Annotated in this window: 28 protein-coding genes and 3 pseudogenes; 17 read left to right on the top strand and 14 right to left on the bottom strand. The window is 62.2% G+C overall.

The window, feature by feature from the left end:
• Together DZG07_RS23665 and msrB are read left to right on the top strand one after the other, a co-directional pair.
• Window positions 1-239, top strand: a pseudogene (locus DZG07_RS23665) (fasciclin domain-containing protein); the annotation flags it as partial.
• 207 nt (window positions 240-446) lie between these two features.
• Window positions 447-947, top strand: coding sequence for a peptide-methionine (R)-S-oxide reductase MsrB (msrB, locus tag DZG07_RS23660; RefSeq protein ID WP_091916340.1), 501 nt, complete (start codon window positions 447-449; stop codon window positions 945-947).
• Here the strand turns inward: msrB and DZG07_RS23655 are convergent.
• Window positions 948-2,220 (bottom strand): annotated as a pseudogene (locus DZG07_RS23655) (glucoamylase family protein). It lies immediately after the preceding gene.
• 308 nt (window positions 2,221-2,528) lie between these two features.
• Here DZG07_RS23655 and argB point away from each other — a divergent pair.
• Together argB and DZG07_RS23645 are read left to right on the top strand one after the other, a co-directional pair.
• Window positions 2,529-3,427 (top strand): annotated as a pseudogene (gene argB, locus DZG07_RS23650) (acetylglutamate kinase).
• Between the two features lie 14 nt (window positions 3,428-3,441).
• Window positions 3,442-3,702, top strand: a complete 261-nt coding sequence (locus DZG07_RS23645) for a DUF2442 domain-containing protein (RefSeq protein WP_091916354.1) — start codon at window positions 3,442-3,444, stop codon at window positions 3,700-3,702.
• Between the two features lie 6 nt (window positions 3,703-3,708).
• Here DZG07_RS23645 and DZG07_RS23640 read toward each other — a convergent pair whose 3' ends face one another.
• The gene (locus DZG07_RS23640) at window positions 3,709-4,185 is read right to left on the bottom strand and encodes an Lrp/AsnC family transcriptional regulator (protein ID WP_091916355.1); all 477 of its coding nucleotides are present in this window, start codon (window positions 4,183-4,185) and stop codon (window positions 3,709-3,711) included.
• Window positions 4,186-4,304: 119 nt separating this feature from the next.
• Here DZG07_RS23640 and phhA point away from each other — a divergent pair, with 119 nt between their 5' ends.
• A complete protein-coding gene (gene phhA, locus DZG07_RS23635) occupies window positions 4,305-5,138 on the top strand; it encodes a phenylalanine 4-monooxygenase (RefSeq protein WP_119821241.1) in 834 nt (277 codons plus the stop codon).
• 14 nt (window positions 5,139-5,152) lie between these two features.
• Here phhA and DZG07_RS23630 read toward each other — a convergent pair whose 3' ends face one another.
• On the bottom strand, window positions 5,153-6,589 hold the full coding sequence (locus DZG07_RS23630) for a GMC family oxidoreductase (RefSeq protein WP_119821239.1): 1,437 nt from the start codon (window positions 6,587-6,589) through the stop codon (window positions 5,153-5,155).
• On the bottom strand, window positions 6,586-6,750 hold the full coding sequence (locus tag DZG07_RS24080) for a hypothetical protein (RefSeq protein WP_091916358.1): 165 nt from the start codon (window positions 6,748-6,750) through the stop codon (window positions 6,586-6,588). The genes DZG07_RS23630 and DZG07_RS24080 overlap by 4 nt, the downstream gene beginning before the upstream one ends.
• A 107-nt stretch (window positions 6,751-6,857) precedes the next feature.
• On the opposite strand from DZG07_RS24080, the gene DZG07_RS24310 reads away from it, so the two are divergent.
• A complete protein-coding gene (locus DZG07_RS24310; RefSeq protein ID WP_244537943.1) occupies window positions 6,858-7,283 on the top strand; it encodes a DUF982 domain-containing protein in 426 nt (141 codons plus the stop codon).
• 98 nt (window positions 7,284-7,381) lie between these two features.
• Here DZG07_RS24310 and DZG07_RS23620 read toward each other — a convergent pair whose 3' ends face one another.
• Window positions 7,382-7,594 carry a hypothetical protein gene (locus DZG07_RS23620; protein WP_091916361.1) on the bottom strand — a complete coding sequence of 71 codons (213 nt, stop codon included), beginning with the start codon at window positions 7,592-7,594 and terminating at the stop codon, window positions 7,382-7,384.
• A 69-nt stretch (window positions 7,595-7,663) separates the two neighbouring features.
• On the bottom strand, window positions 7,664-7,807 hold the full coding sequence (locus DZG07_RS24075; protein ID WP_091916363.1) for a hypothetical protein: 144 nt from the start codon (window positions 7,805-7,807) through the stop codon (window positions 7,664-7,666).
• A 377-nt stretch (window positions 7,808-8,184) separates the two neighbouring features.
• On the opposite strand from DZG07_RS24075, the gene DZG07_RS23615 reads away from it, so the two are divergent.
• The 10 genes from DZG07_RS23615 to DZG07_RS23565 all read left to right on the top strand — a co-directional run bounded on the left by DZG07_RS23615 (window position 8,185) and on the right by DZG07_RS23565 (window position 17,041).
• A complete protein-coding gene (locus tag DZG07_RS23615) occupies window positions 8,185-9,216 on the top strand; it encodes a BMP family protein (protein WP_119821237.1) in 1,032 nt (343 codons plus the stop codon).
• A 67-nt stretch (window positions 9,217-9,283) separates the two neighbouring features.
• Window positions 9,284-10,912 (top strand): ABC transporter ATP-binding protein, encoded by a 1,629-nt coding sequence (locus DZG07_RS23610; RefSeq protein WP_119821235.1) that lies wholly within the window; start codon window positions 9,284-9,286, stop codon window positions 10,910-10,912.
• Window positions 10,913-11,095: 183 nt separating this feature from the next.
• On the top strand, window positions 11,096-12,145 hold the full coding sequence (locus DZG07_RS23600) for an ABC transporter permease (protein ID WP_119821233.1): 1,050 nt from the start codon (window positions 11,096-11,098) through the stop codon (window positions 12,143-12,145).
• Window positions 12,146-12,350: 205 nt separating this feature from the next.
• Complete coding sequence (locus DZG07_RS23595; protein ID WP_091916367.1) at window positions 12,351-13,295, top strand: ABC transporter permease; 945 nt, start codon at window positions 12,351-12,353, stop codon at window positions 13,293-13,295.
• Window positions 13,292-14,584, top strand: a complete 1,293-nt coding sequence (locus DZG07_RS23590) for an amidohydrolase family protein (protein ID WP_119821231.1) — start codon at window positions 13,292-13,294, stop codon at window positions 14,582-14,584. The genes DZG07_RS23595 and DZG07_RS23590 overlap by 4 nt, the downstream gene beginning before the upstream one ends.
• 77 nt (window positions 14,585-14,661) lie before the next feature.
• Window positions 14,662-14,925 (top strand): hypothetical protein, encoded by a 264-nt coding sequence (locus tag DZG07_RS23585; RefSeq protein ID WP_119821229.1) that lies wholly within the window; start codon window positions 14,662-14,664, stop codon window positions 14,923-14,925.
• Between the two features lie 125 nt (window positions 14,926-15,050).
• Entirely contained in the window at window positions 15,051-15,398 is a 348-nt protein-coding gene (locus DZG07_RS23580; RefSeq protein ID WP_091916370.1) for a metalloregulator ArsR/SmtB family transcription factor, read from the top strand.
• Entirely contained in the window at window positions 15,382-15,864 is a 483-nt protein-coding gene (locus DZG07_RS23575) for an SRPBCC domain-containing protein (protein ID WP_119821227.1), read from the top strand. Before DZG07_RS23580 ends, DZG07_RS23575 begins: the two co-directional genes overlap by 17 nt.
• A 12-nt stretch (window positions 15,865-15,876) precedes the next feature.
• A complete protein-coding gene (locus DZG07_RS23570) occupies window positions 15,877-16,599 on the top strand; it encodes a thioredoxin family protein (RefSeq protein ID WP_197716895.1) in 723 nt (240 codons plus the stop codon).
• A gap of 16 nt (window positions 16,600-16,615) precedes the next feature.
• Window positions 16,616-17,041, top strand: coding sequence for a GFA family protein (locus DZG07_RS23565; protein ID WP_119821223.1), 426 nt, complete (start codon window positions 16,616-16,618; stop codon window positions 17,039-17,041).
• 42 nt (window positions 17,042-17,083) lie between these two features.
• Here DZG07_RS23565 and DZG07_RS23560 read toward each other — a convergent pair whose 3' ends face one another.
• Window positions 17,084-18,067 (bottom strand): complex I NDUFA9 subunit family protein, encoded by a 984-nt coding sequence (locus DZG07_RS23560; RefSeq protein ID WP_119821221.1) that lies wholly within the window; start codon window positions 18,065-18,067, stop codon window positions 17,084-17,086.
• Between the two features lie 161 nt (window positions 18,068-18,228).
• On the bottom strand, window positions 18,229-18,687 hold the full coding sequence (locus DZG07_RS23555) for a DoxX family protein (RefSeq protein ID WP_091916379.1): 459 nt from the start codon (window positions 18,685-18,687) through the stop codon (window positions 18,229-18,231).
• Between the two features lie 186 nt (window positions 18,688-18,873).
• Between DZG07_RS23555 and DZG07_RS23550 the strand changes: the two genes are divergently transcribed.
• Window positions 18,874-19,071 carry a CsbD family protein gene (locus DZG07_RS23550; RefSeq protein ID WP_091916592.1) on the top strand — a complete coding sequence of 66 codons (198 nt, stop codon included), beginning with the start codon at window positions 18,874-18,876 and terminating at the stop codon, window positions 19,069-19,071.
• A gap of 66 nt (window positions 19,072-19,137) precedes the next feature.
• On the opposite strand, the gene DZG07_RS23545 is transcribed toward DZG07_RS23550, so the two are convergent.
• The 6 genes from DZG07_RS23545 to DZG07_RS23520 form a co-directional block, all read right to left on the bottom strand.
• On the bottom strand, window positions 19,138-19,737 hold the full coding sequence (locus DZG07_RS23545; RefSeq protein ID WP_133304796.1) for a hypothetical protein: 600 nt from the start codon (window positions 19,735-19,737) through the stop codon (window positions 19,138-19,140).
• 54 nt (window positions 19,738-19,791) lie between these two features.
• On the bottom strand, window positions 19,792-20,802 hold the full coding sequence (locus DZG07_RS23540; RefSeq protein WP_119821217.1) for an Ldh family oxidoreductase: 1,011 nt from the start codon (window positions 20,800-20,802) through the stop codon (window positions 19,792-19,794).
• 2 nt (window positions 20,803-20,804) lie between these two features.
• Window positions 20,805-21,614 (bottom strand): ABC transporter permease subunit, encoded by an 810-nt coding sequence (locus tag DZG07_RS23535; RefSeq protein WP_119822024.1) that lies wholly within the window; start codon window positions 21,612-21,614, stop codon window positions 20,805-20,807.
• Complete coding sequence (locus DZG07_RS23530) at window positions 21,614-22,279, bottom strand: ABC transporter permease (RefSeq protein ID WP_197716922.1); 666 nt, start codon at window positions 22,277-22,279, stop codon at window positions 21,614-21,616. Before DZG07_RS23530 ends, DZG07_RS23535 begins: the two co-directional genes overlap by 1 nt.
• Window positions 22,280-22,384: 105 nt before the next feature.
• Window positions 22,385-23,167 (bottom strand): transporter substrate-binding domain-containing protein, encoded by a 783-nt coding sequence (locus DZG07_RS23525; RefSeq protein ID WP_091916382.1) that lies wholly within the window; start codon window positions 23,165-23,167, stop codon window positions 22,385-22,387.
• A gap of 51 nt (window positions 23,168-23,218) precedes the next feature.
• The gene (locus DZG07_RS23520) at window positions 23,219-24,034 is read right to left on the bottom strand and encodes an ABC transporter ATP-binding protein (protein ID WP_119821215.1); all 816 of its coding nucleotides are present in this window, start codon (window positions 24,032-24,034) and stop codon (window positions 23,219-23,221) included.
• Between the last annotated feature and the right edge of the window lie 61 nt (window positions 24,035-24,095).

The raw sequence follows: 24,095 nt of genomic DNA, 5'->3' as shown, positions 1-24,095 counted from the left end.
TGACCTGCCATGTCATCGCCGCCAATGCGACGTCCGACGTGGTCATGAAATGGTCAAGGATGACGGCGGCTCTCACAGGCCAAGACCGCCGGCGGCTGCGAACTGACGCTGAAGGACGAAGGCGGCAAGGTCACCGTCACGGATGAGAACGGCAACACCGCCAATGTCACCATCGCGACGTCAAGCAGTCGAATGGTGTGATCCACGTCATAGACAAGGTGCTGCTGCCCAAGATGTAATGGGTGGCTCGCTGTTTAGAAGGCCGTCTCAGGCCTAGATTGCGCCAGGAAGCTATAGGGCTCCTGCGACCCGGCGCAATCGGATACGCCCGCATCGCCGCTTCAAGCGCGCCCATGATGCGGGGCGTTTTCGTATCAGTCTCAATCGGAGTTGATTGGCGCGTGATGCCGGCGTGACATAGTTTGCGTGCAAGAGGAGATGTCCAAATGAATCGCCGCGATTTTCTGTTGGCAGGTGCCGGAGCCGCCGCATTGCTGGCCGGCACGACGGCGTTGTGGCGCATGGGCAGGCCCACGGATGCCATCGCCGAGACCTTTGAGGTTACCAAGACCGACGATGAATGGCGCAAGCTCCTGTCGGCGGAGCAATTCGCCGTGCTGCGCCAGGAAGACACCGAGCGTCCCGGCTCGAGCCCGCTGGACCATGAGAAGCGCAAGGGTATTTTCCATTGCGCAGGTTGCGATCTGGCCGCCTATTCATCGGAGAACAAGTACGATTCCGGCACCGGCTGGCCGAGCTTCTGGCAGTCGCTGCCTGACGCGATAGGCACGAAGACAGACAACACGCTTTTCATGACCCGCACCGAGGTTCATTGCCGCCGCTGCGGCGGTCATTTCGGCCACATCTTCGACGATGGTCCGCAGCCGACCGGCAAGCGCCATTGCCTCAATGGCGTCGCCCTGAACTTCAAGCCGGCAACGGCGTAGTCACACTCGATCCAGCCACCCGCCGCTGAAACCGCTAGCAGCGAGCCCGCGTCTCACGGGTTCGCTTTTGCGCATGAGGTCCCAGACCAGCCCGGTTCTGAAATTCTCCACCATCATCACGATAAGCCCCTGATCCAGCCCGACGCTGCGCGGCGATATCCAACCCTCGGGATGGGTGGTGCGAACGCTCGGGTTGAAACTGTCCGGCAGGCGGCCATGCTTCAGCAGCCGGGGGTAATGCGACAGAATGTGGGTCAGGTTGTCAAAGCCCGCATCGGGTGAAAAGGGCAGGCATGCGAGGCCGGACCAGGGGCAACGGTTCCATCGTCCGGGCCGGACGGCGCGCCGCGCGCGATATAGCCCATCAAGCCCTGCCGCTCGCCGTTCCTGAGCACGAGCCGCCGTCGCGGCCCCTCACAGGCGGTCAGTCCCCAGAGGTGTTCGCCATAGCCCGTGAACCTCCTGGGGTTGCGTATCGCGTAGCGCCGGTGCTCGGCGATCGCCCTTCGGCTGTTCTCGAAATAGTCGATGCCGCGCCGCGCCGAGAACGGGTCGTCTAGGCCGCGAAGATCGATCCAGGCCTGCGGGAAGAGGTGGATGAAAAGCGGCCCGGCATAGAGATATCCGCCGTCTTTCGTATCGAGCCAGTCGCAGCTCTCCAGCCATTGCCGATACGCATCCTCGCGCAGGGGAAATGTTGGGAGCCTAGCCCGAGGATAAGGAGCAGCAAGGCTTCGCTGTAGCCCTTCCAGCTGAACCGCAGAAACCCGCCCTTCGGCTTCCAGCCCAGGCGGACGAACCCGTCCTTTCCCTGCGACCATCGCCAGTCGACGCGGTTGTAGAGGCGCGCGGTACTTGCGCGTATTTCTGCTTCGCGAGGATCGGAACCGTCGAAAAAGCTCGCGGCCGTCAGCATGCCGGAAATCAGTATCGCCGTGTCGATGACGGAAAGCTCGCAGTTCCAGACCCGCTGTCCGGTCTGCATATCGAGGAAATGATAGTAGAAGCCCTTGTAGCCGGTCGCGTGAACGTGCCGGCTCTGCTCCGATTGCTCGAAGAACCGCAGCGTGGCCAGGATTCTCGTGATTGCCTCGCCTCGCGATATCCAGTTGCGGCTGACGGCGACGGGATAGCACGAGAGCCCGAAACCGACCGCCGCAATGCTGCATGGCGAGCCGGGGCTGGTGGCATCGGCAACGAGCCCGTTTGCGGGGTTCGAATATTCGATGAAGTAGTCGAGGGCGGAGCGCTGGAGCCGGTCCAGCAACGCCATGTCGATATCCGGCGCGGGTTCTGCAGTCGAAGCTGAGTGGATCGAGTCCTTCACTGGCGCCGGGTCATCCAGGCTGGAAGGGTTCGAAAGAGGGCCGTTGTCATTTGCATGTCGCATTACCGAATGAAACAGGCTTCGGTTTAGGCTTTATTTAAGGCGGGAAGGACGAGGTGCCGTGCACAGCGTCGTGAACATTGGAAACATCAGCGATCGGCGAAGCCCCAGCGCAGCTTTCTCGCTTCCACCGATTGCTCCGAATCTCCTTTGCCGCTAAGTAACCGCCGATTTCCATCCGACGGGGACATCTCATGACATCGACGGAAAAAGCTGCCACGGCTGCCGAGCAGGCGCATCTCCTATCGGCCGCTCTGCCCTATATGCAGCGTTACGAGAACAAGACCGTCGTCGTGAAATATGGCGGCCACGCCATGGGCGATGCCAAGCTTGGCCAGGCTTTCGCCCGCGACATCGCGCTTCTGAAGCAGTCCGGCGTCAACCCCATCGTCGTCCACGGCGGCGGCCCGCAGATCGCGGCGATGCTGGCCAGGATGGGCATCGAATCCAAATTCGAGGGCGGTCTGCGCGTCACCGACGAAAAGACCGTCGAGATCGTCGAGATGGTGCTGGCCGGCTCCATCAACAAGGAGATCGTCGCGCTCATCAATGCCGAGGGCGAGTGGGCCATCGGCCTGTGTGGCAAGGACGGCAACATGGTCTTTGCCGAAAAAGCCCACAAGACGGTCAAGGACCCCGACAGCAATATCGAGCGCGTGCTCGATCTCGGCTTCGTCGGTGAACCGGTCGAGGTCGACCGCACGCTGCTCGACCTGCTTGCTCGCTCGGAGATGATCCCCGTGCTGGCGCCGGTGGCTCCGGGCCGGGATGGCCACACCTACAACATCAACGCCGACACATTTGCCGGCGCCATCGCCGGCGCGCTCGGCGCCTCGCGCCTGCTGTTCCTGACGGACGTGCCCGGCGTTCTCGACAAGGACAAGAACCTCATCGACGAATTGACCGTCGCCCAGGCCAAGGCGCTGATCAAGGACGGCACCATTTCCGGCGGCATGATCCCAAGGTCGAAACCTGCATCGAAGCCATCGAGCGCGGCGTCGAAGGCGTCGTCATCCTCAACGGCAAGACGCCGCATTCGGTGCTGCTGGAGCTGTTTACGGAGCATGGTGCCGGAACGCTGATCGTTCCGTAGGAGGAAGACGACGGATGATTTCTTTGGTGAAGGCAACCAGCGTTCGCTTTGATCAGGACAGCATGTGGGTCGACCTGTCTGATGGCCGCACTTTGAGTGTTCCGCTCGCATGGTTCCCAAGGCTTCTTCGCGCCTCTCCGTCGCAACGCGAAGAGGTCACCATCAGCAGCCGTGGCCTGCATTGGGAAGAACTCGACGAAGACATTTCCGTCGAGGGATTGCTCGCGGGCAAAGGCGATCAGACGCGCCCCGGTCCAAAAGTCGAAGCGGCTTGATCAGCATCACCCCCGCAGATGCCCGAGTGGCACGTGCCCCGGGCCTTTGATGTTCTGCAGCACCAGTTGCGTGTGAACGTCGCGCACGCCTGAAAGCCGCATCAAGCGGTGCATGACGAAATGGTTGAGTTCGTCGACTGTCGGCACCATGACATGCAGCAGGAAATCGTGGTCGCCGGTCATCGTCCAGCAGGCCGACACCTCGTCCATGCGTTGCACCGCGGCGATGAAGCGTTCGGGCGATTCGTCGCTGTGGCTGGTCAGCCGAACCTGGATGAAAACCTCCACCGTCAGCCCCACCGCGCGCCGGCTGATGACCGCGCCGAAACCCTTGATAACGCCGGCTTCCTGAAGCGCATCGAAACGCCGCGCGCAGGGCGTGGTCGAGAGGCCGATTTCCTGCGCCAGTTCCGATACCGGCTTGCGCCCGTCGCGCTGGAGGATATCGAGCATCTTGATCTCGTAATCGTCGAATTGAGGCATATCCACTCCAATTTCGAGTTTAGGGTGCAATATACCTCAAATTCCTCGATCGCGTGAACATTGAAGCAAAAATCGCTCGACCTCCCGCGTTATCTTTCGTCCATGTGGAGGATTTGCTCATGAACATCAGCGTCGAAACCTATGCCCGCGAATGTGCGGCTCAAGGGTTGCGTGGCGACTATTCCGTCTGCCGCTCCGATTTTACCGTCAGCCAGGACTACGATTACACAGACAGCGAGCAGGAAGTCTGGCGTACGCTCTGCGACCGCCAGACCAGGCTGACAAGGAAGCTGGCGCACCGCTCCTATCTTGATGGCGTCGAGGCGCTCGGTCTGGTCGACAGGATTCCGGACTTCGACGAAGTCAGCAAGAAACTGCGCAAGCTCACCGGCTGGGAGCTCGTCGCGGTGCCGGGACTCATTCCCGCCGAACCTTTCTTCGTTCACCTGACCAACCGGCGTTTCCCGGTCACCAACTGGCTGCGCACCAAGGACGAACTCGATTACATCGTCGAGCCCGACATGTTCCATGATTTCTTCGGCCATGTGCCGGCGCTGTCCCAGCCGGCCTTTGCCGACTTCATGCAGCTTTACGGCGCGAAGGCCAGCGAACTCATTGCGCTGGGCGGCAACGACATGATCTCGCGGCTCTACTGGTACACCGCCGAGTACAGCCTGATGCAGGAGCCCGGCCAGCCGCTGAAGGCGTTCGGCGCAGGGCTGATGTCATCGTTCAGCGAGTTGCAGTTCGCGGTGGAAAGCCCGGACGCGCATCATGTGCCGTTCGAGCTCGAAACGGTGATGCGCACCGCTTACGAGATCGACAAGTTCCAGCGCGCTTATTTCGTGCTGCCGTCCTTCGAGGCGCTGCGCGACGCGTTCCAGAACGAGGATCTGGCCGCGATCATCGCGCGCCGCAAGGATGAGCCGCCGCTCGATCCCGCGACGGTCTGATCGACGGTCGCCGTTCAGACGATCTTGTGACTGAGATGGTCGCCCAGCCGGGCGGCCAGGCAGACGATCGTCGTCGTGGGATTGCATTGCCCCGACGTCGCGAACACCGACGAGCCGCCGACATAGAGATTGTCCATGCCGTGGACCTTGCAGTCGCCGTCGACGATACCCTTGGCCGGGTCGTCGCTCATGCGGGTGCCGCCCATATGATGGTGGCCGGCAAGCTCCTGGTCAGTGGGGTAGTCCTCGCCCTTGACCAGCCAATCGGCCAGCCGCACGCGGCCGAGATTCTTTGCGACCATCGTTTCGCCGAACAGCTTCAACCCTTCCAGAATCGTGCGGCGCTCTATCTCGCGCTTCTTCCAGTTGAGCTCAATGCGCGGCACGCCGGTATGGTCGGTAGCGGTCTTCGACAGGGCGACGTGGTTGGAAAAATCTGGCGCCTGCTCCCAGCCGACATAAAGCTGGGCGGCACAGCGGAGATTGAGACTGAGCTGATAGGCCGCCCATTCGGCGGTGTCGGGTGCGACGCAGGCAAGGTCGGCGATCAGGCGTTTGACGCCGGGATAGGGCATCTCGATCAGCCTGATGCCGAAATTCATGATCTGTTTGCGTTCCATCGCCGCCGGCGTTGGCGAGAAGAAGGCTTCGTTGGCGCCGTCGACTTCGAATTCGTCGTAGTCGGCAAGGATGGCATTGCCGCCTTCGAACTGCGGATGCTCCATCCAGTAGCGGCCGAGTGCGGTGGCATTCGGCACAACGCCGCCATTCGAGCGCTCGTTGGACCACAGCAGCAGCCGGGAATTTTCCAGCCCGCCGGTGCAGGGGACGTAATAGTCGGCAGTAAATTGTCCCGCATCTTTGCCGTTGGACCAGATATGTGCGCCGGTCACGCGCTTGCCGTCGCCGACCAGTTCACGAACATAGGTGTTCAGCACCACGGCGATGTTCTGGCTCTTGTCGAGGTCGCCGTAAAACTTCTCGGCGAAGCGTACCGCCGGGCTCTTGATGAGCTGCACCCAGCTGATGTCGTCCGAAATCGGCGCATCCGGACGGAACTCGACGAGGTCGAGAATGTCGTGCACTTCCTTCAGATAGGGTTCGATATCGGTGCGCCTGATCGGCCAACCCGTATCGGGCGCCCAGGCCTTGGGCGTGAAATCATGGGCGTCGAGCACCCGGCACCAGCCGGCCCAATGGTTGGAGCAGCCGCCGAGATAACGCAGCCGCGTCACGTCGAGATCGAAATAGGGGTCGCCGACGGTCGTGCCGCGATAGAAGTCCTGTGACTCCTCCGTCCACTCGTTCGAGCCGGCCTCGAAGATCACCACCGGAATGCCGGCAGCGCCGAGTTTGCGGGCAATCGTTATGCCTGCCGGGCCCGAGCCCATGATGCAGACCTTGGGCGTGAAGGTTGCCGCGCGAAACGCCTCGTAACTGTCGAAGATCATGCAAGGTCGCTCCGCCGAACGATCCAGCCATTCACCTCGACGATTTCGTCGGGATCGGGGGCTGGAACGGGAAGTTTGCGGATGAGGGCGAAGGCCGGCAAGGCGAGAAGTGCCTGGATCAGCGAGCGGCGGGAGAGTTTCGCGGTAGCGATAGCGATCATGACCATGTTCCGGGCAAGGGGTTGTTGCGTTCGGCCGCGTCCTCGTTGCGAAACGGGACACTGGCTAAAAGCCTTGCCAGAATCATGCCAATATCAGGCATTCCTTTATGCCGTCTTGCTATGATTACAGGGCGTTTGCGGGAAGGGTTAAGAAACGTTCAACGGTTTTCTTCGGCGCCGCGCATCGAATTTGCCCCGCAAAGGACGCCGTACGAGAGCCCGGCCATCTAAGTGCTCGCTTTCGCAAGACCAAAGGCGTAAGAGCAGGGATGCAAAGCGATCGATTTGAAGTTCCGGTTACCGTAAGACAAGGTGCCGCCGGCAACCAACTGATACTGAAAACAACGCGCGAAGCGTCTGATTTTCTTCTCAACAGCTGGCCCGGAAAGAAAAGCCCGAAGCACCGTGCGGCGCTTCAGGCTTGTCATGATGCCCAGGCCGGCGACAAGCCGGTCATGGCAGCCAGGCGGGCCTTCATCGCCGCCGCCCGCGAGGCGGACGTGCTGGTGAGCGACAAGGCACCGGTGGCTTAAAGCGCATCTCGATCTTTCAAGTTCGTTTGCGCTTTAAGTCTTTGTTTTTATGCATGTCGTTATCGCAAAACCGCTGCACGCTTTTGCGCGGCATTGCTTTAAGCGGTTTTCGGCAGAGCCTTCTTGCGAGGCGCGCGCTTCACCGGGGCTGGGTTGTTTGCCTCCTCGACGCGTGCGGCTTCTTCCTTTTGGAGTCGAAGCACTTTCAGGCGCGCGGTTTTCTTTTCCCGAGCGACCAGTTCCGCACTCATGATCTGGCGTGCGGCGGTGTCGGTCTTGGCGATTTTCTGTTCAGCTGCGTGAAGCTTCATGATCGTACTCCTGACTCGGTCGATGCGAAGCGCTTACCTCGCTAAGTGATTGTATTTCCGGCAGCGCGTCTACTTGGCCTCCGCCTCGTTCGCATCGTCCGGTTTGCGTTCCGTCTTCGCTGCCTTGGCCTTTTCGGCCTTCTCAGCCTTCTTGGCCGCCTTTATCCGATCGCGATCCCTGCGCTCCTGGTCGTAGTTCGGCTTTTTTGCCATGTTCTTCTTGGTCCTTTCCGGGTGTCGTTTCAGGGTCTGCGCCGTTGCATCGGCATTCGCAGAAACTGATGGATATCACGCCGGCGAACATAAGTACCTCTGCAATACCGATCCGGCGCAAAAGGAGAGGGCTGTACATGACGTACTGCCGAGACTTTTTATGCCGGCGCGGCGAATATTATTACTGATATAGGCGCCGACCGCGGAAAATCCAAAAATACTGACCGCAATATGCCGATACATCGGATCTTGTTGACCATTGGCGAAAGGCTTTTTCGAGCGATTGCCGGGTTTCGGAAATTCGAATACCGTTGACCAAATGATAAAAAACGGGCCGGGACTTGGCTCGAGCCCGTAACAGCCAGAGGTGGTCAAAAATGCCCAAAAATGGAATCGATTTTTCGTCTCTCTCGCGCCGTTCGGTGCTGAAGGCCGCAGGCGCAACTGCAGCCCTTGCCACTGTCGCCGGCCTGCCGACGCGACTTCTCGCCGCCGACCCGATCAAGGTGGCCGCGGTCTACACCGTGCCTGTCGAGCAGCAGTGGGTCAGCCGCATCCACAAGGCGGCCAACGCCGCCAAGGAACGTGGCGACATCGAATATGTCTATTCGGAAAACACCTCCAACAACGACTATGAGCGCGTCATGCGGGAATATGCCGAGGCCGGCCACAAGCTTATCCTCGGCGAGGTCTTCGGCGTCGAGGAAGCCGCCCGCAGCGTCGCCAAGGATTATCCCGACGTCGCCTTCCTGATGGGGTCGAGCTTCAAGCCCGACGCCGCCCTGCCGAATTTTTCGGTGTTCGACAATTACATCCAGGATGCGTCCTATCTCTCCGGCATCATCGCCGGCGCCATGACCAAGTCGAAGAACATCGGCATGGTCGGCGGCTATCCCATTCCCGAAGTCAACCGGCTGATGAACGCCTTCATGGCCGGCGTGAAGGAAAGCGCGCCCGACACCAAGTTCCAGGTCGCCTTCATCGGCTCGTGGTTCGATCCGCCCAAGGCCAAGGAAACCGCCTTCGCGCAGATCGATGGCGGCGCGGATCTGCTTTATGCTGAACGTTTTGGCGTGTCGGACGCGGCCAAGGAGAAGAAGGTTCTGGCGGTCGGCAATGTCATCGACACGCAGGCCGATTATCCCGAGACCGTGGTTGTCTCCGCGCTCTGGCATTTCGAGCCGACGCTGGACAAGGCGATCGCCGAGGTGAAGGCGGGGTCCTTCAAGGCCGACGATTACGGCGTCTACTCCTTCATGAAGGCCGGCGGCTGCTCGCTGGCTCCGCTCGGCACGTTCGAAGGTAAGGTGCCGGCCGAGGTGATGGCAAAGGTCGCTGAGAAGGAAAAGGCAATCAAGGACGGGTCGGTTACCGTCGAGGTCAACGACAACGAGCCGAAGTCGAGCTAGCGCAACTATCCCTCCCCCTTGAGGGGAGGGTGGCCCGCGGAGCGGGTCGGGTGGGGTCGTAGCAAAAATGCTCGACCTTCACTTGAACAAGTCATGCAGAAGAGGACGCCGAGCCCTGCCGCACCAACCCCACCCGGCGGCTTCGCCGCCACCCTCCCCTCAAGGGGGAGGGAAGGCCGCCCCCGTCCTGCGCCTGTCCGGCATCACCAAGCGTTTCGGCCCGCTGGTCGCCAACAATGGCATCTCCTTTGACCTGAATCGCGGTGAGGTCATCGCGCTGCTTGGCGAGAACGGCGCCGGCAAGACCACGCTGATGAACATCCTGTTCGGCCACTATGTCGCCGACGAAGGCGCGGTCGAGGTCTTCGGCAAGCAGCTTCCGCCCGGCGATCCGCGCGCCGCGCTCGATGCCGGTGTCGGCATGGTGCATCAGCATTTTACGCTGGCCGAGAACATGACCGTTCTGGAAAACATCGCGCTCGGCACGCAAAGCGCCTGGAAACTGCGCCTCGACCGCGCGGCGGCGCGAAAGCGCATCGCGAAACTCGCAAACGATTTCGGCCTCGCGGTGAACGCCGATGCGACGGTCTCCACGCTTTCGGTCGGCGAGCGGCAGCGCGTCGAAATCCTGAAGGCGCTTTACCGCGACGCCCGCATCCTCATCCTCGACGAGCCGACGGCGGTGCTGACGCCGGCCGAGACCGACGCGCTGTTCCGCACGCTCAAGCTTCTCGTCGCGCAGGGGCTGTCGATCATCTTCATCTCGCACAAGCTGCATGAGGTCATGGCCGTCAGCGACCGCGTGCTGGTGCTGCGGTCGGGCAAACTCGCCGGCGAGCGCGTGACGACCGAGACCAGCCGCAGCGAACTTGCATCGCTTATGGTCGGGCAGGAGGTCGCCAGCCCGAAAGTGGCTGAGCCGAAGATCGGCCCCGTCGCGCTCGAGTTGAAAAATGTTTCAGTGGCCGGGCAGGGTTCTTCGCATCGGCTCGACGGCTTGTCGCTCGAGCTTCGTGCCGGCGAGATCACCGGTCTTGCCGGCGTTTCCGGCAACGGGCAGGCGACGCTCGCCGCCCTCATCGCCGGTGTACTGAAACCAGCCTCGGGCGAGGTGGTCGTTCAGGGCGCGTCGATGCGCGACTGGTCGCCGCGCGCGGCCCTTGGCGGAGGCGTCGCCCGCATCCCCGAGGATCGCCACGCTGTCGGCACGATCGGCGACATGAGCGTCACCGAAAATGTCATCGCCGAGCGCTACGCCACCGCGCGCTTCAGCCGGCGCGGCTTTCTGGACTGGAAGGCGGCCAAAAATTTCGCCGAAGAGATCATCCGCGACTACGACGTCAAATGCCCTTCGCCCGATGCGCGCATCCGGCTGCTCTCCGGCGGCAACATGCAAAAACTCATTCTCGGCCGCGCGCTCGATCCCGATCCGGCGGTCATCCTCGCTAACCAGCCGACACGCGGGCTCGATGTCGGCGCGGTCGCCTTCGTCCATCGTCGGTTGCTTGAGGCGCGGGAGAGGGGGGCTGCGATCCTGTTGATCTCCGAGGATCTGGAGGAGGTGCTGGCGCTGTCGGACCGCATTCTGGTGATGTCCAAGGGCCGGCTGTCCTCGCCATCGAAACGCGGCGAGCGGACGATCCGCGAGTTGGGGGAGCTGATGGCGGGATATGGCGAAGAGGGGCAGGCAGCGTGATAGCGGGCATCCACAGCGCGACGCTTTCTCCCCCCTCGAGGGAGAGATGGCTGCAAAGCAGCCAGAGGGGGTCGGTCAAGGCAGTGCTCGACGCAAAGGAACGTCGAGCACTGCGCGGACGACCCCACCCGACCGCTTCGCGGCCACCCTCCCCTCAAGGGGGAGGGAAAGCCGGAGCTCGACATGCGGCTTGAACCCAAACCCGCACCGTCGCTGGGCGTCACGCTGCTGTTTCCCGTCGGCGCGGTCATCGTGACGTTGATCATAACCTCGCTGCTTGTGCTTGCCGCCGGTGCGTCGCCTTTTTCGGTGTTCTATCTCGTGGCCAAGGGCGCGGCCGGCTCGCAATTCGCCCTGCTGGAAACGCTGACGCGGGCCACGCCGCTGATCTTCACCGGTCTGGCCGTCGCCGTCGCCTTCCGTGCCAAGCTCTGGAACATCGGTGCCGAAGCGCAGCTCTATATCGGCGGCGTCGTAACCGTGGTGTTGGGTACCGGCGCGCTGCCGCTGCCGTCCTATCTGCTCATCCCCATCATCATGATCGCCAGCATGGCTGCCGGCGCGCTTCTGCTGCTTGGCCCGGCCGTGCTGAAAACCCGCTTCGGCGTCGACGAGGTGGTGACGACGCTGCTGCTCAATTTCATCGTATTATTGTTCGTCTCCATGCTGCTCGAAGGCGTGCTGAAGGACCCGATGGGCCTTGGCTGGCCGCAATCTTCCAAGGTCATCGCCGAGGCGCAGCTACCGCGCATCATCCAGGGCAAGCGCCTGCATTATGGCTTCGTCATCGCCGTGGTGGCGGCGATCATCGCCTGGATCATCATGAAGAAGACGGTGCTCGGCTACGAGATGCGCGCCGTCGGGCATAATCCTGAAGCGGCGTCCTTCGCCGGCATTCCGGTCAACCGCGTACTGATGAAGACGGCACTTCTGTCCGGGGGGCTGGCCGCCCTTGCCGGATTTTCGGAAGTGTCCGGCCTCAAGGGCAACCTGACGCTCGACCTGTCTCCCGGCTACGGCTATTCGGGCATCGTCGTTGCCATGCTGGCGATGCTAAACCCTCTCGGCGTCATCGCCTCGGCCATATTCGTTGCCGGCATCTTCGTTGGTGCCGACGCCATGAGCCGCACCGCCGGCGTGCCGAGCTATGTCGCGCAGGTGATGGTCGCGACGGCGCTGCTGACCATGGTCACGGCGATCCTGCTGACGCGGTTCCGGGTGAGGTGGCGGTGAATAGAATGCACGCTTTAGAGACCCCCACCCCTAACCCCTCCCCACAAGGGGGAGGGGAACTTTGCTGCACGAACATCCGGCCCCAGTCTTCAACGTTCTTGGTGGGCAAGGCGACGAAATCGTCCCCCTCCCCCTTGTGGGGAGGGGTTAGGGGTGGGGGTATAACCCCGCTCGGGCCAGAGGGCAGGTGGGGAGACATCGCTCCATGACCGACGCCCTCGAAATCCTCTTCACCGCCTCATTCTGGGTCGCCGCCATCCGCATCGCCTCGCCGTTGATCTTCGCCACCATGGGCGAGCTGATCTGCGAGCGCGCGGGCGTGCTCAATCTCGGCATCGAAGGCATTATGACGGTCGGCGCCTTCGCCGGCTGGTTCACCGTCTATTCGGGCGGCGATCTGTGGACCGGGGTGCTTATCGCCGCCCTTGCCGGCGCTGCCTTCGGCCTGCTTCATGCCACGCTCACCGTGCCGCTCGGCCTGTCGCAGCATGTGGTGGGCATCGGCATCACGCTGCTGGCGACGAGCCTCACCTATTTCACCTATCGCTTGGCCCTGCCGCAGGTGACGACGCCGCCCAAGATCGAACCGTTCCAGCCGCTACCGATCCCCGGCTTGTCGAAAATACCGATCCTCGGCGAAGCGCTATTTTCGCAGACGCCGCTCACCTATCTGGCCTTCGCAACCGTCGCCATCGTCGCCTGGGTACTCTATCGCACACCGATAGGTCTGGCGGTGCGGGCAGCCGGCGAAAACCCGTCGGCGGTGGAGGCACAGGGCATCAGCGTCACCGGCATCCGCATGGGCGCGGTCATGGTCGGCAGCGCGCTGATGGCGGTCGGCGGGGCGTTTCTCACCATGTCGGCCTTCAACTCGTTCTTCTTCGAGATGATCAATGGCCGCGGCTGGATCTGCATTGCGCTCGTCGTGTTCGGCTCGTGGCGACCGGGCAAGGCGCTGCTCGGCGCGATCCTGTTTGCCGCCTTCGATGCATACCAGGTCCGGCTGCAGCAGCTTTCGGGCGGCGTCGTGCCCTATCAGGTTTTCCTGATGATGCCCTATGCGCTGTCCATCCTGGCGCTGATACTGGTGGCGCGCCGCGCCACCTATCCCAAGGCGCTGATGATTCCCTACCAGAAAGGCGAAAGATGAGTTTCGACATTCTTGTCAAAGGCGGCATTCTTCCGAGCGGCGTGGTTGCTGATCTTGGCATCAAGGACGGCAAGATCGCCGCGATCGAACACGAGCTGAACGTCACCGCAGGCACGGCGATCGATGCCCGTGGCAATCTGATTTCGCCGCCTTTCGTCGATCCGCATTTCCATATGGACGCGACGCTGTCCTACGGCCTTCCGCGCATCAACGCTTCCGGCACGCTGCTGGAGGGCATCGCTCTGTGGGGCGAGCTCAAGCCGCTGCTGACACATGAAGCGGTGAAGCAACGCGCGCTCGATTATTGCGACTGGGCCGTCTCCATGGGCCTCCTCGCCATCCGCACCCATGTCGATACCTGCGACGACCGGCTGCTGGCCGTGGAAGCGCTGCTGGAGGTCAAGAAAGAGGTTGCGCCCTATATCGATCTGCAACTCGTCGCCTTCCCGCAGGACGGCTTTTACCGCTCGCCGACAGCGCGTGAAAATACAATCCGCGCGCTCGACAAGGGCGTGGAGGTTGTCGGCGGCATCCCGCATTTCGAGCGCACCATGGCAGACGGTACCCGCTCCGTGACGGAGCTTTGCGAGATCGCGGCCAAACGCGGCCTGATGGTCGACATGCATTGCGACGAGACCGACGATCCGATGTCGCGTCACATCGAGCAGCTTGCCTATGAGACGCAGCGCCTCGGATTGCAGGGCAGGGTCAATGGTTCGCATCTCACCTCGATGCATTCGATGGACAATTATTACGTCTCAAAGCTGCTTCCGCTGATCGCCGAGGCCGGCGTGTCGGCCTGCCCGAACCCGCTCATCAACATCGTCATCCAGGGTCGCCACGACACCTATCCCAAACGCCGCGGCATGACGCGCGTGCCCGAAATGCTGAAGGCCGGCATCAAGGTTGGCTTCGGCCAGGATTGCGTGCTCGACCCGTGGTATCCGCTCGGCACCGCCGATATGCTCGATGTCGCCTTCATGGGCCTGCATGTGGCGCAGATGACCAGCCCCGCCGATATGCGCCAATGCTTCGACATGGTGACCAAGACCAATGCCGAGATCATGGGCCTGGACGATTACGGCATCGAAGTCGGCAAGACGGCGAGCCTCGTCGTGCTCGATGCCGGCAACCCGGTCGAGGCGCTGCGCCTGCGCGCCGAGCGGCTCTGCGTCATCGCCAAGGGCAAGGTGGTAGCGACACGCGAAAAGCGCGAGACTGCGCTTTCGCTTGCGGGCCGTCCGGCATCGGTAAACAGGCGCCACAAGACGCCCGCGCAGGCCCAATGAGAGGGCGTGGCTAGCGCTATATTCCGCCGCAATTAAGTCTACAATTCTGCTCCAGTTATAGGCGAGGAGGATTCGTCATGTGGCACAGAATGGTATTGGCGGTGACTCTGGCAGCGCTCGTTGGCGGCTGCACGACGATGACGCCCGAACAGCGGCGGGCGGCGGACGAGGAAAAATGCCGTTCCTACGGCTTCACCAAGCGCAATGACGCCTTTGCTGAATGCCTGCAACGGCTGGACCTTGATCGGCGGGCAGCGCTTCGGCGCAGCGCCGATTTCGACATGTGGGGACCGCCCATGATCATCTATCGCCCGGTGCCGGTAGCAGTGAAGCCCGGCTGAACAAACCCGTTTCAGGATATCAACTGACCGCGGTGCGGCCGAGGATTGACGGCCACTGCTTGACAGTATGTGCTGTGCGAGGTAATTAACCTTTGGGTTAATTAAATGATTGGTTTATTCTAGAAATGACCACCGACCGCCTCAGCACCACTTTCGCAGCCCTCGCCGATCCGACGCGGCGCGCCATCCTTGCCCGCCTGGCGCTCGGCGAAACCTCGGTGACGGAGCTTGCCGAGCCGTTCCAGATGAGCCTGCCTGCCGTCTCCAAGCATCTGAAGGTGCTGGAGCGGGCAGGGCTCATCGCGCGCGGCCGTGAGGCGCAGTGGCGCCCCTGCCGGCTCGAGGCCGGGCCGTTGCAGGATATCGCCGGCTGGGTCGAAGAATACCGCCGGTTCTGGGAGGGCAGTTTCGACCGGCTTGATGCTTATCTGCAGACAATCCAGAAGGGAGAGGGAAATGACACAAGCAACTAGCTTGAAGGAAAAGCCTGGCCACGAGCTTCTCATCACCCGTGTTTTCGATGCGCCCCGCAGCCTGGTCTACCGCGTGTGGACGACGCCGGAACATCTCTTTCGCTGGTGGGGTCCGAAGGATTTTACCGCACCCTCCATCGCCATGGATTTCCGCCCTGGTGGTGCCTATCGCGCAACCATCCGCTCGCCGGAAGGCAACGACCACATCATGGCCGGCGTCTACCAGGAAATCGTCGAGGCGGAGCGCATCGTCTTCACCTTCGCCTGGGAGACGGATGGCGAGCGCGGGCTGGAGACATTGATCACCGTCACCTTTGCCGACCAGGGCGGCAAGACGAAGCTGAGTTTCCATCAGGCACCTTTCGATACGGTCGAAAACCGCGATTCCCACAACGAGGGTTGGGGTCAGTGCCTGGATCGTCTGGCGGCCTATCTGTCGGTCGGCGATCACGCCGCGTTGCTGTAGAGGAGCATGGCCATGCAAGTGCACAAGACCGTCTCCCGCGAGGAATGGCTCGCGGCCCGCAAGGCGCATCTCGCCCGCGAAAAGGAACTGACCCGGCTGCACGACGAAGTGGCAGCGGAGCGCCGCGCACTGCCGTGGGTCAAGGTGGAAAAGGACTATCGCTTCGACACGCCGTCGGGGCAGGTCTCGCTCGCCGATCTGTTCGAAGGGCGCAACCAGCTCGTCGTCTATCATTTCATGCTGACGCAGGGCTCGGACCATATCTGCGAAGGCTGTGCCTTCGTCTCGGACCATGTCGATGCCGCCCGAACGCATTTCGAGCACAACGATCTATCGTTCGTCGCCGTGTCGCGCGTTCCGCTGTCGCGCATCGAAGCGGTGCGCAAGCGCATGGGCTGGAAATTCCGCTGGGCTTCATCCGCCGGCAGCAGCTTCAACTTCGACTATGGCGTCTCCTTCACCAAGGAACAGGTCGCCAGCGGCAATGTCGGCTACAACTTCGGCACCACCTCGCTTGCCCATGACGATCTGCACGGCCTGAGCGTCTTCTATCGCAACGGCGACGAGGTGTTTCACACCTACTCGACCTATGCCCGCGGCGTCGACGTGCTTCTGGGCGCCCATAACTATCTCGACCTGACGCCGAAGGGTCGCAACGAGAAGGGCACCATGGATTGGGTGCGGCTACACGACGAATACGAGGATCGTCCCGCCGCTGATGCCTGCTGCGCCTGAATTCGGAGATAGTTCAATGAAAAAGACCTATCACGGCAGCTGCCATTGCGGTGCTGTCCGCTTCGAATGCGATATCGATCTGGCCGACGGTACGAGCAAGTGCAACTGCTCGGTCTGCCGCAAGGTCCGCTTCTGGAAGGCCATCGCCACCGGCAGCAACTTCCGGCTCGTTCAGGGCGCGGATGCGCTGTCCGACTATACTTTCAGCGATGGATCGAAAAATCCGTCAGGACAGCCTATCCATCATTTCTTCTGCAGCACATGCGGCGTGAAGACATTCGGACGCGGCCATATGGAAGCGCTTGGCGGAGAGTTTCACGCCGTCAATGTCGCCTGCCTGGATGATGCCACCGATGAGGAACTGGCCGCCGCACCCGTCGAGTATCAGGACGGTCGAGCGGACCATTGGGAGCGCCCGCCAGTGGTGGCAGGCTATCTCTAGTCAGTCAGGCCGAAGCAGCGAGGCGCTGTTCGGCCTGGATCGTTACGACTGAACTTCGGTCTTGCGGGAGAACTGCCCGGCCGCACGATAGCTCCAGAGATAGGTCGGCAGTATCGAGGCCGTCGATTGCGGCGCGATGCCGAGGCCGGCAAAGGTACGCGCCTCGTTTTCCGCCGCGGTCGAGACGACGTTGTCGTGCTGAAGCAGTATCACCTGGTCGGTCGTCAACAGCTTGAACTTGCCCGGCAGCGCGCCGAGGATTGCGCCCTGCAGCTTCGCCAGCCACCACGGCATCGGCACGAGGATGCGCTCGCGGTCGACCACGTCCAGCATTTCCTCCATGCACTCCTTGAAGGTCAGCACATTCGGCCCGCCGAGTTCGTAGACCTTGCCGCCCTCGACCTTGCCGTCCACCGACCGCGCGATCGCTTCCGCGACATCGCCGACATAGGCGGGCTGGAAACGCGTCTCGGCTCCGATCAGTGGCAGCACCGGCGAAATCCGCGCCATGGCTGCGAAGCGGTTGAAGAAGCCATCCTCCGGGCCGAACATGATCGACGGGCGGAAGATGACGGCATTGCCGATCGTCTCCAGCACAGCCTTTTCGCCGAGCGCCTTGGTGCGGGCATAGCTGGAAGGGGAGGCCGCGTTGGCACCGAGCGCCGACATATGGGTCAGGCCGGCGCCGATCGAGCGCGCGGCTTCGGCGACGGCGCGCGCACCGAATTCCTGGACGGTGGCGAATTTCTGTCGGCCGGATTCGGCGAGGATGCCGACGAGATTGATGACATGGTCCGATCCCTGCACGGCCCGGTCGATCGACCAGCGCACGCGCAGATTGGCCTGAACCACCTGGATCTGGCCGACATTGCCGAGCGGCTGGAGATGGCCAGCAAGCTCGGGCCGGCGGCAGGCGACGCGCACGCGGTAGCCGCGCTTGGCCAACGCCCGAACCACATGGCGGCCGACAAAGCCGGACCCGCCGAAAACGGTCACGAGTTTCGGGGTTTGCAGGATTTCTGTCATGGCTGGCTCCGCGTCGTTACGGTCGTTTCTTAGTCCGTTTTGGCGCAAAGGCAAAGAGCGAAGCGCGCGACTTTTCTGCCGCATCCCAAGCCCTGATCCCGAATAGCAAAAACCCCGCCGGATCGCTCCGACGGGGACTGTATCAGCATTATGAAAAAATCTTAGAACTGGCGGCCGAGCTTGGCGTCCACCGAATGGCGGTTGCCGCCGCGGATGAGGAAGAAGAACAGGATCGCGGCCCAGAGGATCGACTTTTCCGCGCCCGAATAGCCCTGGCCCATAGTGATCCAGTGGAACCAGACCGTGACCAGCAGAACGAAGGTCGTTGCTGCGGCTGCCGGGCGGGTCAACAGGCCGAGCGCCAGCAGGATGCCGCCGAAGAATTCGGTGGCCGACAGAAGCGGCGACCAGAAGGCGCCGGGATAGAAGCCCAAACCCTCGACCATTTCGATGGCACCAAACGGGTTGACGATCTTGCCGGCGCCGTGGGTTACCAGCGCAAGCCCGGCAACGACGCGCAGCAGCGTCTCGGCACCATCATGCAGGCTGGCATAGAGGCCGCGAAGGGCCGGAATGATCAGTCGGGTGCCGGCGGCGTTGTTCGTCGTCGTGTCGGTCAAGGTCGTCTCCTGTGTTGCGGTGCACAAACATGTCAGACCGCCGATCACGGTCAAATCAACAAGGATTGAGAAATAGTTGAATAAAGGAGTCAAGTTTATTTTCGGGAACCGGCTGCCGCTTTCTCCGTTGACTGGGTGGATGGCGTTTTCGCCGCCACAAAATCAAACAAAAACAAGGAGATTCTGATGAATTGGAATCAGGTCGAAGGAAATTGGGAACAGTTCAAGGGCAAGGTCCAGCAGCAGTGGGGCAAGCTGACGAATGACGATCTCGACGTCATCGAAGGCAAGCGCAAGGAACTCGCCGGCCGCCTTCAGGAGCGTTACGGCACGGCTTCCGATGCTGCCGAGAAGGATATCGATGACTGGCTTGCCCGCCACTGAGCTTGGGTAAGTATCCCGAAAAACCCCGCTTCGTGCGGGGTTTTTCATGTCAGCAACGGCTTCTGCTCAATTCCAGCCGGGCAATCTCGCATCCATTTCGCTGCACAGGCCGGCCTTGACCTTGTCCAGCCGGAAAACCCTGTCTTCGCTTGAGAAATCGCGAAATTCGGCTGGTTGGCTCCTGTCGTAGGATCGCCACCCCGCGAGGCTGTCGGGAAAGTAGAGCATTATGGCCTTGCCATCCCTCAGATCGACCGGAAAGTCGCCGCCTTCTTCCGCCGACGAACCATCGGCGCTCGTCATGGCGTGGCAGTCAAGGCCGCTCGGACCCTTGAAAGCTTCGATCAGCGGCTTGTCCTGGATGTCGAGATTGGCGCGTTCCTGCCAGTCGCAGCCGCCGACCATATAGTGCGTCCCGCTTTTGCTGCTGATGCGTATGCGTATGCGTATGATCGCGCCATTGCCATCGCTGAATTCGCGCAGCGACAGAAGCACCGCCTGCGTTGCCTGCTTCGAATGCTGTGCCAGATGCGCCTTGTCGTAGACCCGCTCGTAGCAGGCGCCGCCCTTGCCCTTGGCGAGCAGATCGGAAAGCGGGTCTGCCGAGGCAGGCATCGCCAGCACCATCATGATAGGCAGAGCAATTGCTGGAGACAGAGTCCTCATGGCGCGCTTCCCGTTATCGGAGAAACGATATGCCTGCCGTAACCGTTCGGCAATTTATGCGTTGGTAGCCGGCCCGTCGGCAATTCGATCGTAGAGCGGTTTGGGTATAGAGATGCCCTCGCGCTCGGCCTTCCTGCGCGCGGTACTCTTTGCCGGTCCCGGAATATGCACGCCATACTCGCCGGAAAGCCGATCCGTCTGGCTGGCCATGCGCGTCGAAAACGTGGGATCGATAAGCTTGGGCTCGATTGCCAGCACGAACAGACCTGCGCCCGGCGTCTGCGAGCCCGAGGTGAAATGCGGGGCGTCGAGCGACCAGTTCGCGCCGGAAAGGCCGGCGGCCAGCACCTCGACCATGAGCGCGATGTTTGCGCCACGCCCGCCGCCATAGGCTAGCAGCGCGCCCTTCACCGCAGCCTTCGCGTCCGTCGTCGACCGGCCCTCGGCGTCGATTGCCCAGCCTTCGGGAATGCTTTTGCCCTCATGCGCTGCCTTGCGGATGTTGACGAAGGCGGTGGCGCTGGAGGCCTGGTCGATGATCAGCGGCGGGCCGTCTTCGACGGGAGCCGCGAAAGCCAGCGGGTTGGTGCAATAGACCGGTTTGGTCGAACCCGAGCCGGCGAGCAGCGCCGGGCCGTTGGTCGCGGCAAGGCCGACCAGCCCTTTCTCCGCCAGCCGCCTGACGAAATAGCCGAGCGCGCCGGCGGTGAAGGCGTTCTTCTGCGAGAAGATCGCCACGCCGAAATCGCACGCAGTCTTCACGAGATCGTCGAAGGCGACATCAAAGCCGAGATGCGCCGCCCCGCCCTTGGCGTCCGAAACGATGATCGCGCCGGCGGGCCGGGTGATTTCGGGCAGTGCCTTGCCATCGATCCGCCCTGCCTCCAGCGCCTCGAGATAATCGACGAAGTGAGCAAGACCGACCGATGCCTGTCCCTCGGCCTCGGCGTCGACCACAGATCGCGCCAGCGCGGCGGCTGTCTCCGAGCGAGCACCGGCGCGACGCGCTGCATCCTCGCAAAGCCGCAGCCCCTGTTCGAGGCTGAGTGTGATCGTATTCGCCATGCCTATCCTACCCGCGTCGGTATCCGTGCTTCCAGCCGGCGGAAAATGAACACGATTATCCCGGTAATGCAAAGATAGATCAGCGCCAGAAGCAACAGTGGTTCATAGACGATGTAGGTGTCCTGCCGCACCCGCGACGCAACCGCATAGATGTCCACAACGGTGATCGTTGCCACCAGCGGCGTGGCCTTCAAGAGCAGCACGCTTTCCCCGCCGAGCGTCGGAAGTGCGCGCTGGACGGCCTGCGGGAACCAGATGCGCCAGAAAATTTTCCATCGCCGCATGCCATAGGCGCGCGCCGCCTCGAGCTGGCCGTGCGGTACGCCGGCAAACGCGCCGCGCATCACCTCGCCGACATAGCCGCCAGTCGAGAGCGTCAGAGCCAGAACGGCATAGGGCCATGCCTGCCGCAGATAGGGCCACAGCCAGGATTGGCGAATTGCCGGAAACTGCGGAAACAGCGACCCCAGCCCGTAATAGAGCAGCCAGAGCTGTAGCAGCAGCGGCGTGCCGCGAATGACGGTGCAGAAGGCATTGGCGGGCCAGGCCAGCCACCACGGGCCAACCGCCTGCGCAAGTCCGAGCGGAACGGCCAGCAGGAAGCCAAGCACAGCGGTGACCAGCATGATCCAGATCGTTCGCCAGATGCCTTGCAAAGCGAGGTCGTAATAGTTGGGGATCCAGTCCCAGCGCATGAAATAGACGGCAGAGCCGAATAGCGCCGCCCCAACCGCGATAAGCCCGATGCGGTGCGGCTGCAGCCAGCCGAGCGCGCGCTGCGTTCGCGTCGTGTTGACGAGATCGATCGACATCAGCGCCCCTCCGCGATCGAGGGCATGCCGCGCCGCGACCATCGCTCTATGCGCGCAATGATGACGTTGGAGAACAGCGTTAGCAGCAGGTAAAGCACGCCCGCCGCGAGGAAGAAGGTGAAATAGGCCTTGGTCGTGCCCGCCGCCTGCCGCGTCTCCAGCGTCAGTTCGTTGAAGCCGACGACGGCCAGAAGGGCGGTGTCCTTGGTCGCGATCAGCCATAGATTGGCAAGGCCCGGAATGGCGAAGGGCAGCATCGCCGGCAGGGTGATGCGCCGCATCAGCAGTGCGGGCGACATGCCATAGGCGCGCGCCGCCTCGATCTGGCCTTGCGGAACGGAGAGGATCGCCCCGCGCAGCACTTCGGTCGCATAGGCGCCCTGGACGAAGCCGAGAACAGCAATGCCCGCCACCAGTCCGTTGATGTCGATGCGAGCATAGCCGAGCCCTTCCAGCGCGCGATTTATGAGATCGGCGCCGGCGTAATAGAGCAGCAGGATCAGCACCAGCTCCGGCACGGCGCGCACGACGGTCGTGTAGACTTCCATCAGGTCGCGGATGATCGGCCCGCCATAGAGCTTGCCATAGGCGCCAGCGGTGCCGATCAGCAGGCCGAGCCCGAAAGCACCGAGCGCGATCTGGACGGAGTTGGCCAGACCGCGCAGCAGGTTCCCGCCCCAGCCCGGTGGGGCTGGGGACAGGAGTTCGATTGCTCCAAGCTGGAGAAGCGGGGAGAAGAGGTGGTCGAGGCTCACGGCCCGATCGATCGCTTACTCGCCGTAGATGTTGAAATCGAAGTATTTCTTCGCAATCTCGTCATACTTGCCGTTGGCGCGGATGCCCTTGATTGCGGCGTTGATCTTCTCCTTCAGCTCGGTGTCCTCCTTGCGCAGGCCGACGCCGACGCCCGGTCCGAGCACTTCGAGGTCGTCTGCCACCGTGCCCTTCATGTCGCAGCATTCCTTGCCCTGATCGGTTTTCAGGAAGTCGTTCAGCGCGATGGAATCGGCCTGCACCGCATCGATGCGGCCGGCTGCCAGATCGGCATTGGCCTCGTCCTGCGTCTGGTAGATCTTGATCTCGGCAGCCGTCGGGCCGAAATGCTTCTTGGCGTAGACCTCGTGCACGGTCGACACCTGCACGCCGATGATCTTGCCTTTCAGCCCCTCGGGCGAAGCATCGAATGTCTCGCTCTTCGGGCCGATGATGCCGGTGGGCGTGTTATAGTATTTGTCGGAGAAGGCGATCGTCTTTTCGCGCTCGGCGGTGATCGACATCGAGGCTGCGATCATGTCGATCTTCTTCGTCGTCAGCGCCGGAATGATGCCGTCCCAGGAGATCGGCGTGATGACGCATTCGAGCTTGGCTTCGGCGCACAGCGCCTCGGCGACCTGGACTTCCCAGCCATCCCATTTGCCGGAGGCATCAGGCGAGGCGAAGGGCGGATAGGGCTCGGCGGCGATGCCCACCTTCAGCGGTTCAGCGCTTGCGCCCACCGCGCCGGACAGGCCGAGCGCCAGGGCGGCGACAGCCAGTTTGAGACTTTTGATCATCTGAGACTCCCATTTTCGTTGAGCTGAGTGTTCCCTTGTTCCATTCCGCCTTCAGCCAATGTTGCGGATGAATTGTTTGAGCCGTTCGGATTTGGGTGCGCCGAAGATTTGTTCCGGCGGGCCTTCCTCCTCGACCAGTCCGTTGTAGAGGTAGATGACGTGGCTCGCGACTTCGCGGGCGAACTTCATCTCGTGGGTGACGAGGATCATGGTGCGCCCCTCATGCGCCAGGTCGCCGATAACGCGCAGCACTTCGCCCACCAGTTCCGGGTCGAGCGCCGAGGTCGGCTCGTCGAACAGCATCACGCGCGGCTGGATGGCGAGCGCGCGTGCAATTGCGCCGCGCTGCTGCTGTCCGCCCGACAGGAAGGCCGGATAGACGTCGCGCTTCTCGGCAAGGCCGACGCGCGCCAGCAGCTTTTCGGCGGTGGCAATCGCTTCCTCGCGCTTGACGCCGAGCACATGCACCGGAACCTCGATGACGTTTTCGATCAGCGTCATATGGCTCCACAAATTGAAGCTCTGGAACACCATGCCGAGCTTGGAGCGGATGCGCTCGATCTGGCGGCGGTCAGCCGGCACGGTGTTGCCGTGGCTGTCGGCCTTGAGCCGGATTTCTTCGCCATTGACGCGGATGATGCCGCTGGTCGGGTTTTCCAGGCAGTTGATGCAGCGCAGAAGCGTCGACTTACCCGAGCCGCTGCCGCCGATGATGGCCACGACATCGCCGTCGCGCGCCGACATCGACACGCCCTTCAGGACGTGAAGCTGGCCGAATTTCTTGTGCAGGTTTTCGATGTGGATGGCTTCGGCGGCACCGTCCGATGCCGTCTTCCGTGTCGCGAGTGATGCGCCGGCGGCGCTCATCCACGACCCTTTGAGGGACGTTTCACCCTCGCTCGTACGCTTGCCCCGCTACCCGTCATCG

Source organism: Mesorhizobium sp. DCY119 (genome assembly GCF_003590645.1).
Classification (GTDB): domain Bacteria; phylum Pseudomonadota; class Alphaproteobacteria; order Rhizobiales; family Rhizobiaceae; genus Mesorhizobium_M.
The sequence above is the reverse complement of the archived record's forward strand: the minus strand, read 5'-3'. Positions and strand labels throughout refer to the sequence as shown.

Excerpts from the sequence above, each read along its gene's own strand:
- phhA (WP_119821241.1), top strand. The coding sequence starts at position 4,305 with ATGAACATCAGCGTCGAAACCTATGCCCGCGAATGTGCGGCTCAAGGG.
- DZG07_RS23540 (WP_119821217.1), bottom strand. The coding sequence starts at position 20,802 with ATGGCGAATACGATCACACTCAGCCTCGAACAGGGGCTGCGGCTTTGC.
- DZG07_RS23645 (WP_091916354.1), top strand. The coding sequence starts at position 3,442 with ATGATTTCTTTGGTGAAGGCAACCAGCGTTCGCTTTGATCAGGACAGC.
- DZG07_RS23565 (WP_119821223.1), top strand. The coding sequence starts at position 16,616 with ATGAAAAAGACCTATCACGGCAGCTGCCATTGCGGTGCTGTCCGCTTC.
- DZG07_RS23525 (WP_091916382.1), bottom strand. The coding sequence starts at position 23,167 with ATGATCAAAAGTCTCAAACTGGCTGTCGCCGCCCTGGCGCTCGGCCTG.
- DZG07_RS24080 (WP_091916358.1), bottom strand. The coding sequence starts at position 6,750 with ATGATCGCTATCGCTACCGCGAAACTCTCCCGCCGCTCGCTGATCCAG.
- DZG07_RS23560 (WP_119821221.1), bottom strand. The coding sequence starts at position 18,067 with ATGACAGAAATCCTGCAAACCCCGAAACTCGTGACCGTTTTCGGCGGG.
- DZG07_RS23610 (WP_119821235.1), top strand. The coding sequence starts at position 9,284 with ATGCTCGACCTTCACTTGAACAAGTCATGCAGAAGAGGACGCCGAGCC.
- DZG07_RS23545 (WP_133304796.1), bottom strand. The coding sequence starts at position 19,737 with ATGAGGACTCTGTCTCCAGCAATTGCTCTGCCTATCATGATGGTGCTG.
- DZG07_RS23575 (WP_119821227.1), top strand. The coding sequence starts at position 15,382 with ATGACACAAGCAACTAGCTTGAAGGAAAAGCCTGGCCACGAGCTTCTC.
- DZG07_RS23580 (WP_091916370.1), top strand. The coding sequence starts at position 15,051 with ATGACCACCGACCGCCTCAGCACCACTTTCGCAGCCCTCGCCGATCCG.
- DZG07_RS23590 (WP_119821231.1), top strand. The coding sequence starts at position 13,292 with ATGAGTTTCGACATTCTTGTCAAAGGCGGCATTCTTCCGAGCGGCGTG.
- DZG07_RS23630 (WP_119821239.1), bottom strand. The coding sequence starts at position 6,589 with ATGATCTTCGACAGTTACGAGGCGTTTCGCGCGGCAACCTTCACGCCC.
- DZG07_RS24075 (WP_091916363.1), bottom strand. The coding sequence starts at position 7,807 with ATGGCAAAAAAGCCGAACTACGACCAGGAGCGCAGGGATCGCGATCGG.
- DZG07_RS23570 (WP_197716895.1), top strand. The coding sequence starts at position 15,877 with ATGCAAGTGCACAAGACCGTCTCCCGCGAGGAATGGCTCGCGGCCCGC.
- DZG07_RS23585 (WP_119821229.1), top strand. The coding sequence starts at position 14,662 with ATGTGGCACAGAATGGTATTGGCGGTGACTCTGGCAGCGCTCGTTGGC.
- DZG07_RS23600 (WP_119821233.1), top strand. The coding sequence starts at position 11,096 with ATGCGGCTTGAACCCAAACCCGCACCGTCGCTGGGCGTCACGCTGCTG.
- DZG07_RS23520 (WP_119821215.1), bottom strand. The coding sequence starts at position 24,034 with ATGAGCGCCGCCGGCGCATCACTCGCGACACGGAAGACGGCATCGGAC.
- DZG07_RS23615 (WP_119821237.1), top strand. The coding sequence starts at position 8,185 with ATGCCCAAAAATGGAATCGATTTTTCGTCTCTCTCGCGCCGTTCGGTG.
- DZG07_RS23550 (WP_091916592.1), top strand. The coding sequence starts at position 18,874 with ATGAATTGGAATCAGGTCGAAGGAAATTGGGAACAGTTCAAGGGCAAG.
- msrB (WP_091916340.1), top strand. The coding sequence starts at position 447 with ATGAATCGCCGCGATTTTCTGTTGGCAGGTGCCGGAGCCGCCGCATTG.
- DZG07_RS23595 (WP_091916367.1), top strand. The coding sequence starts at position 12,351 with ATGACCGACGCCCTCGAAATCCTCTTCACCGCCTCATTCTGGGTCGCC.
- DZG07_RS23535 (WP_119822024.1), bottom strand. The coding sequence starts at position 21,614 with ATGTCGATCGATCTCGTCAACACGACGCGAACGCAGCGCGCGCTCGGC.
- DZG07_RS24310 (WP_244537943.1), top strand. The coding sequence starts at position 6,858 with ATGCCGTCTTGCTATGATTACAGGGCGTTTGCGGGAAGGGTTAAGAAA.
- DZG07_RS23640 (WP_091916355.1), bottom strand. The coding sequence starts at position 4,185 with ATGCCTCAATTCGACGATTACGAGATCAAGATGCTCGATATCCTCCAG.
- DZG07_RS23620 (WP_091916361.1), bottom strand. The coding sequence starts at position 7,594 with ATGAAGCTTCACGCAGCTGAACAGAAAATCGCCAAGACCGACACCGCC.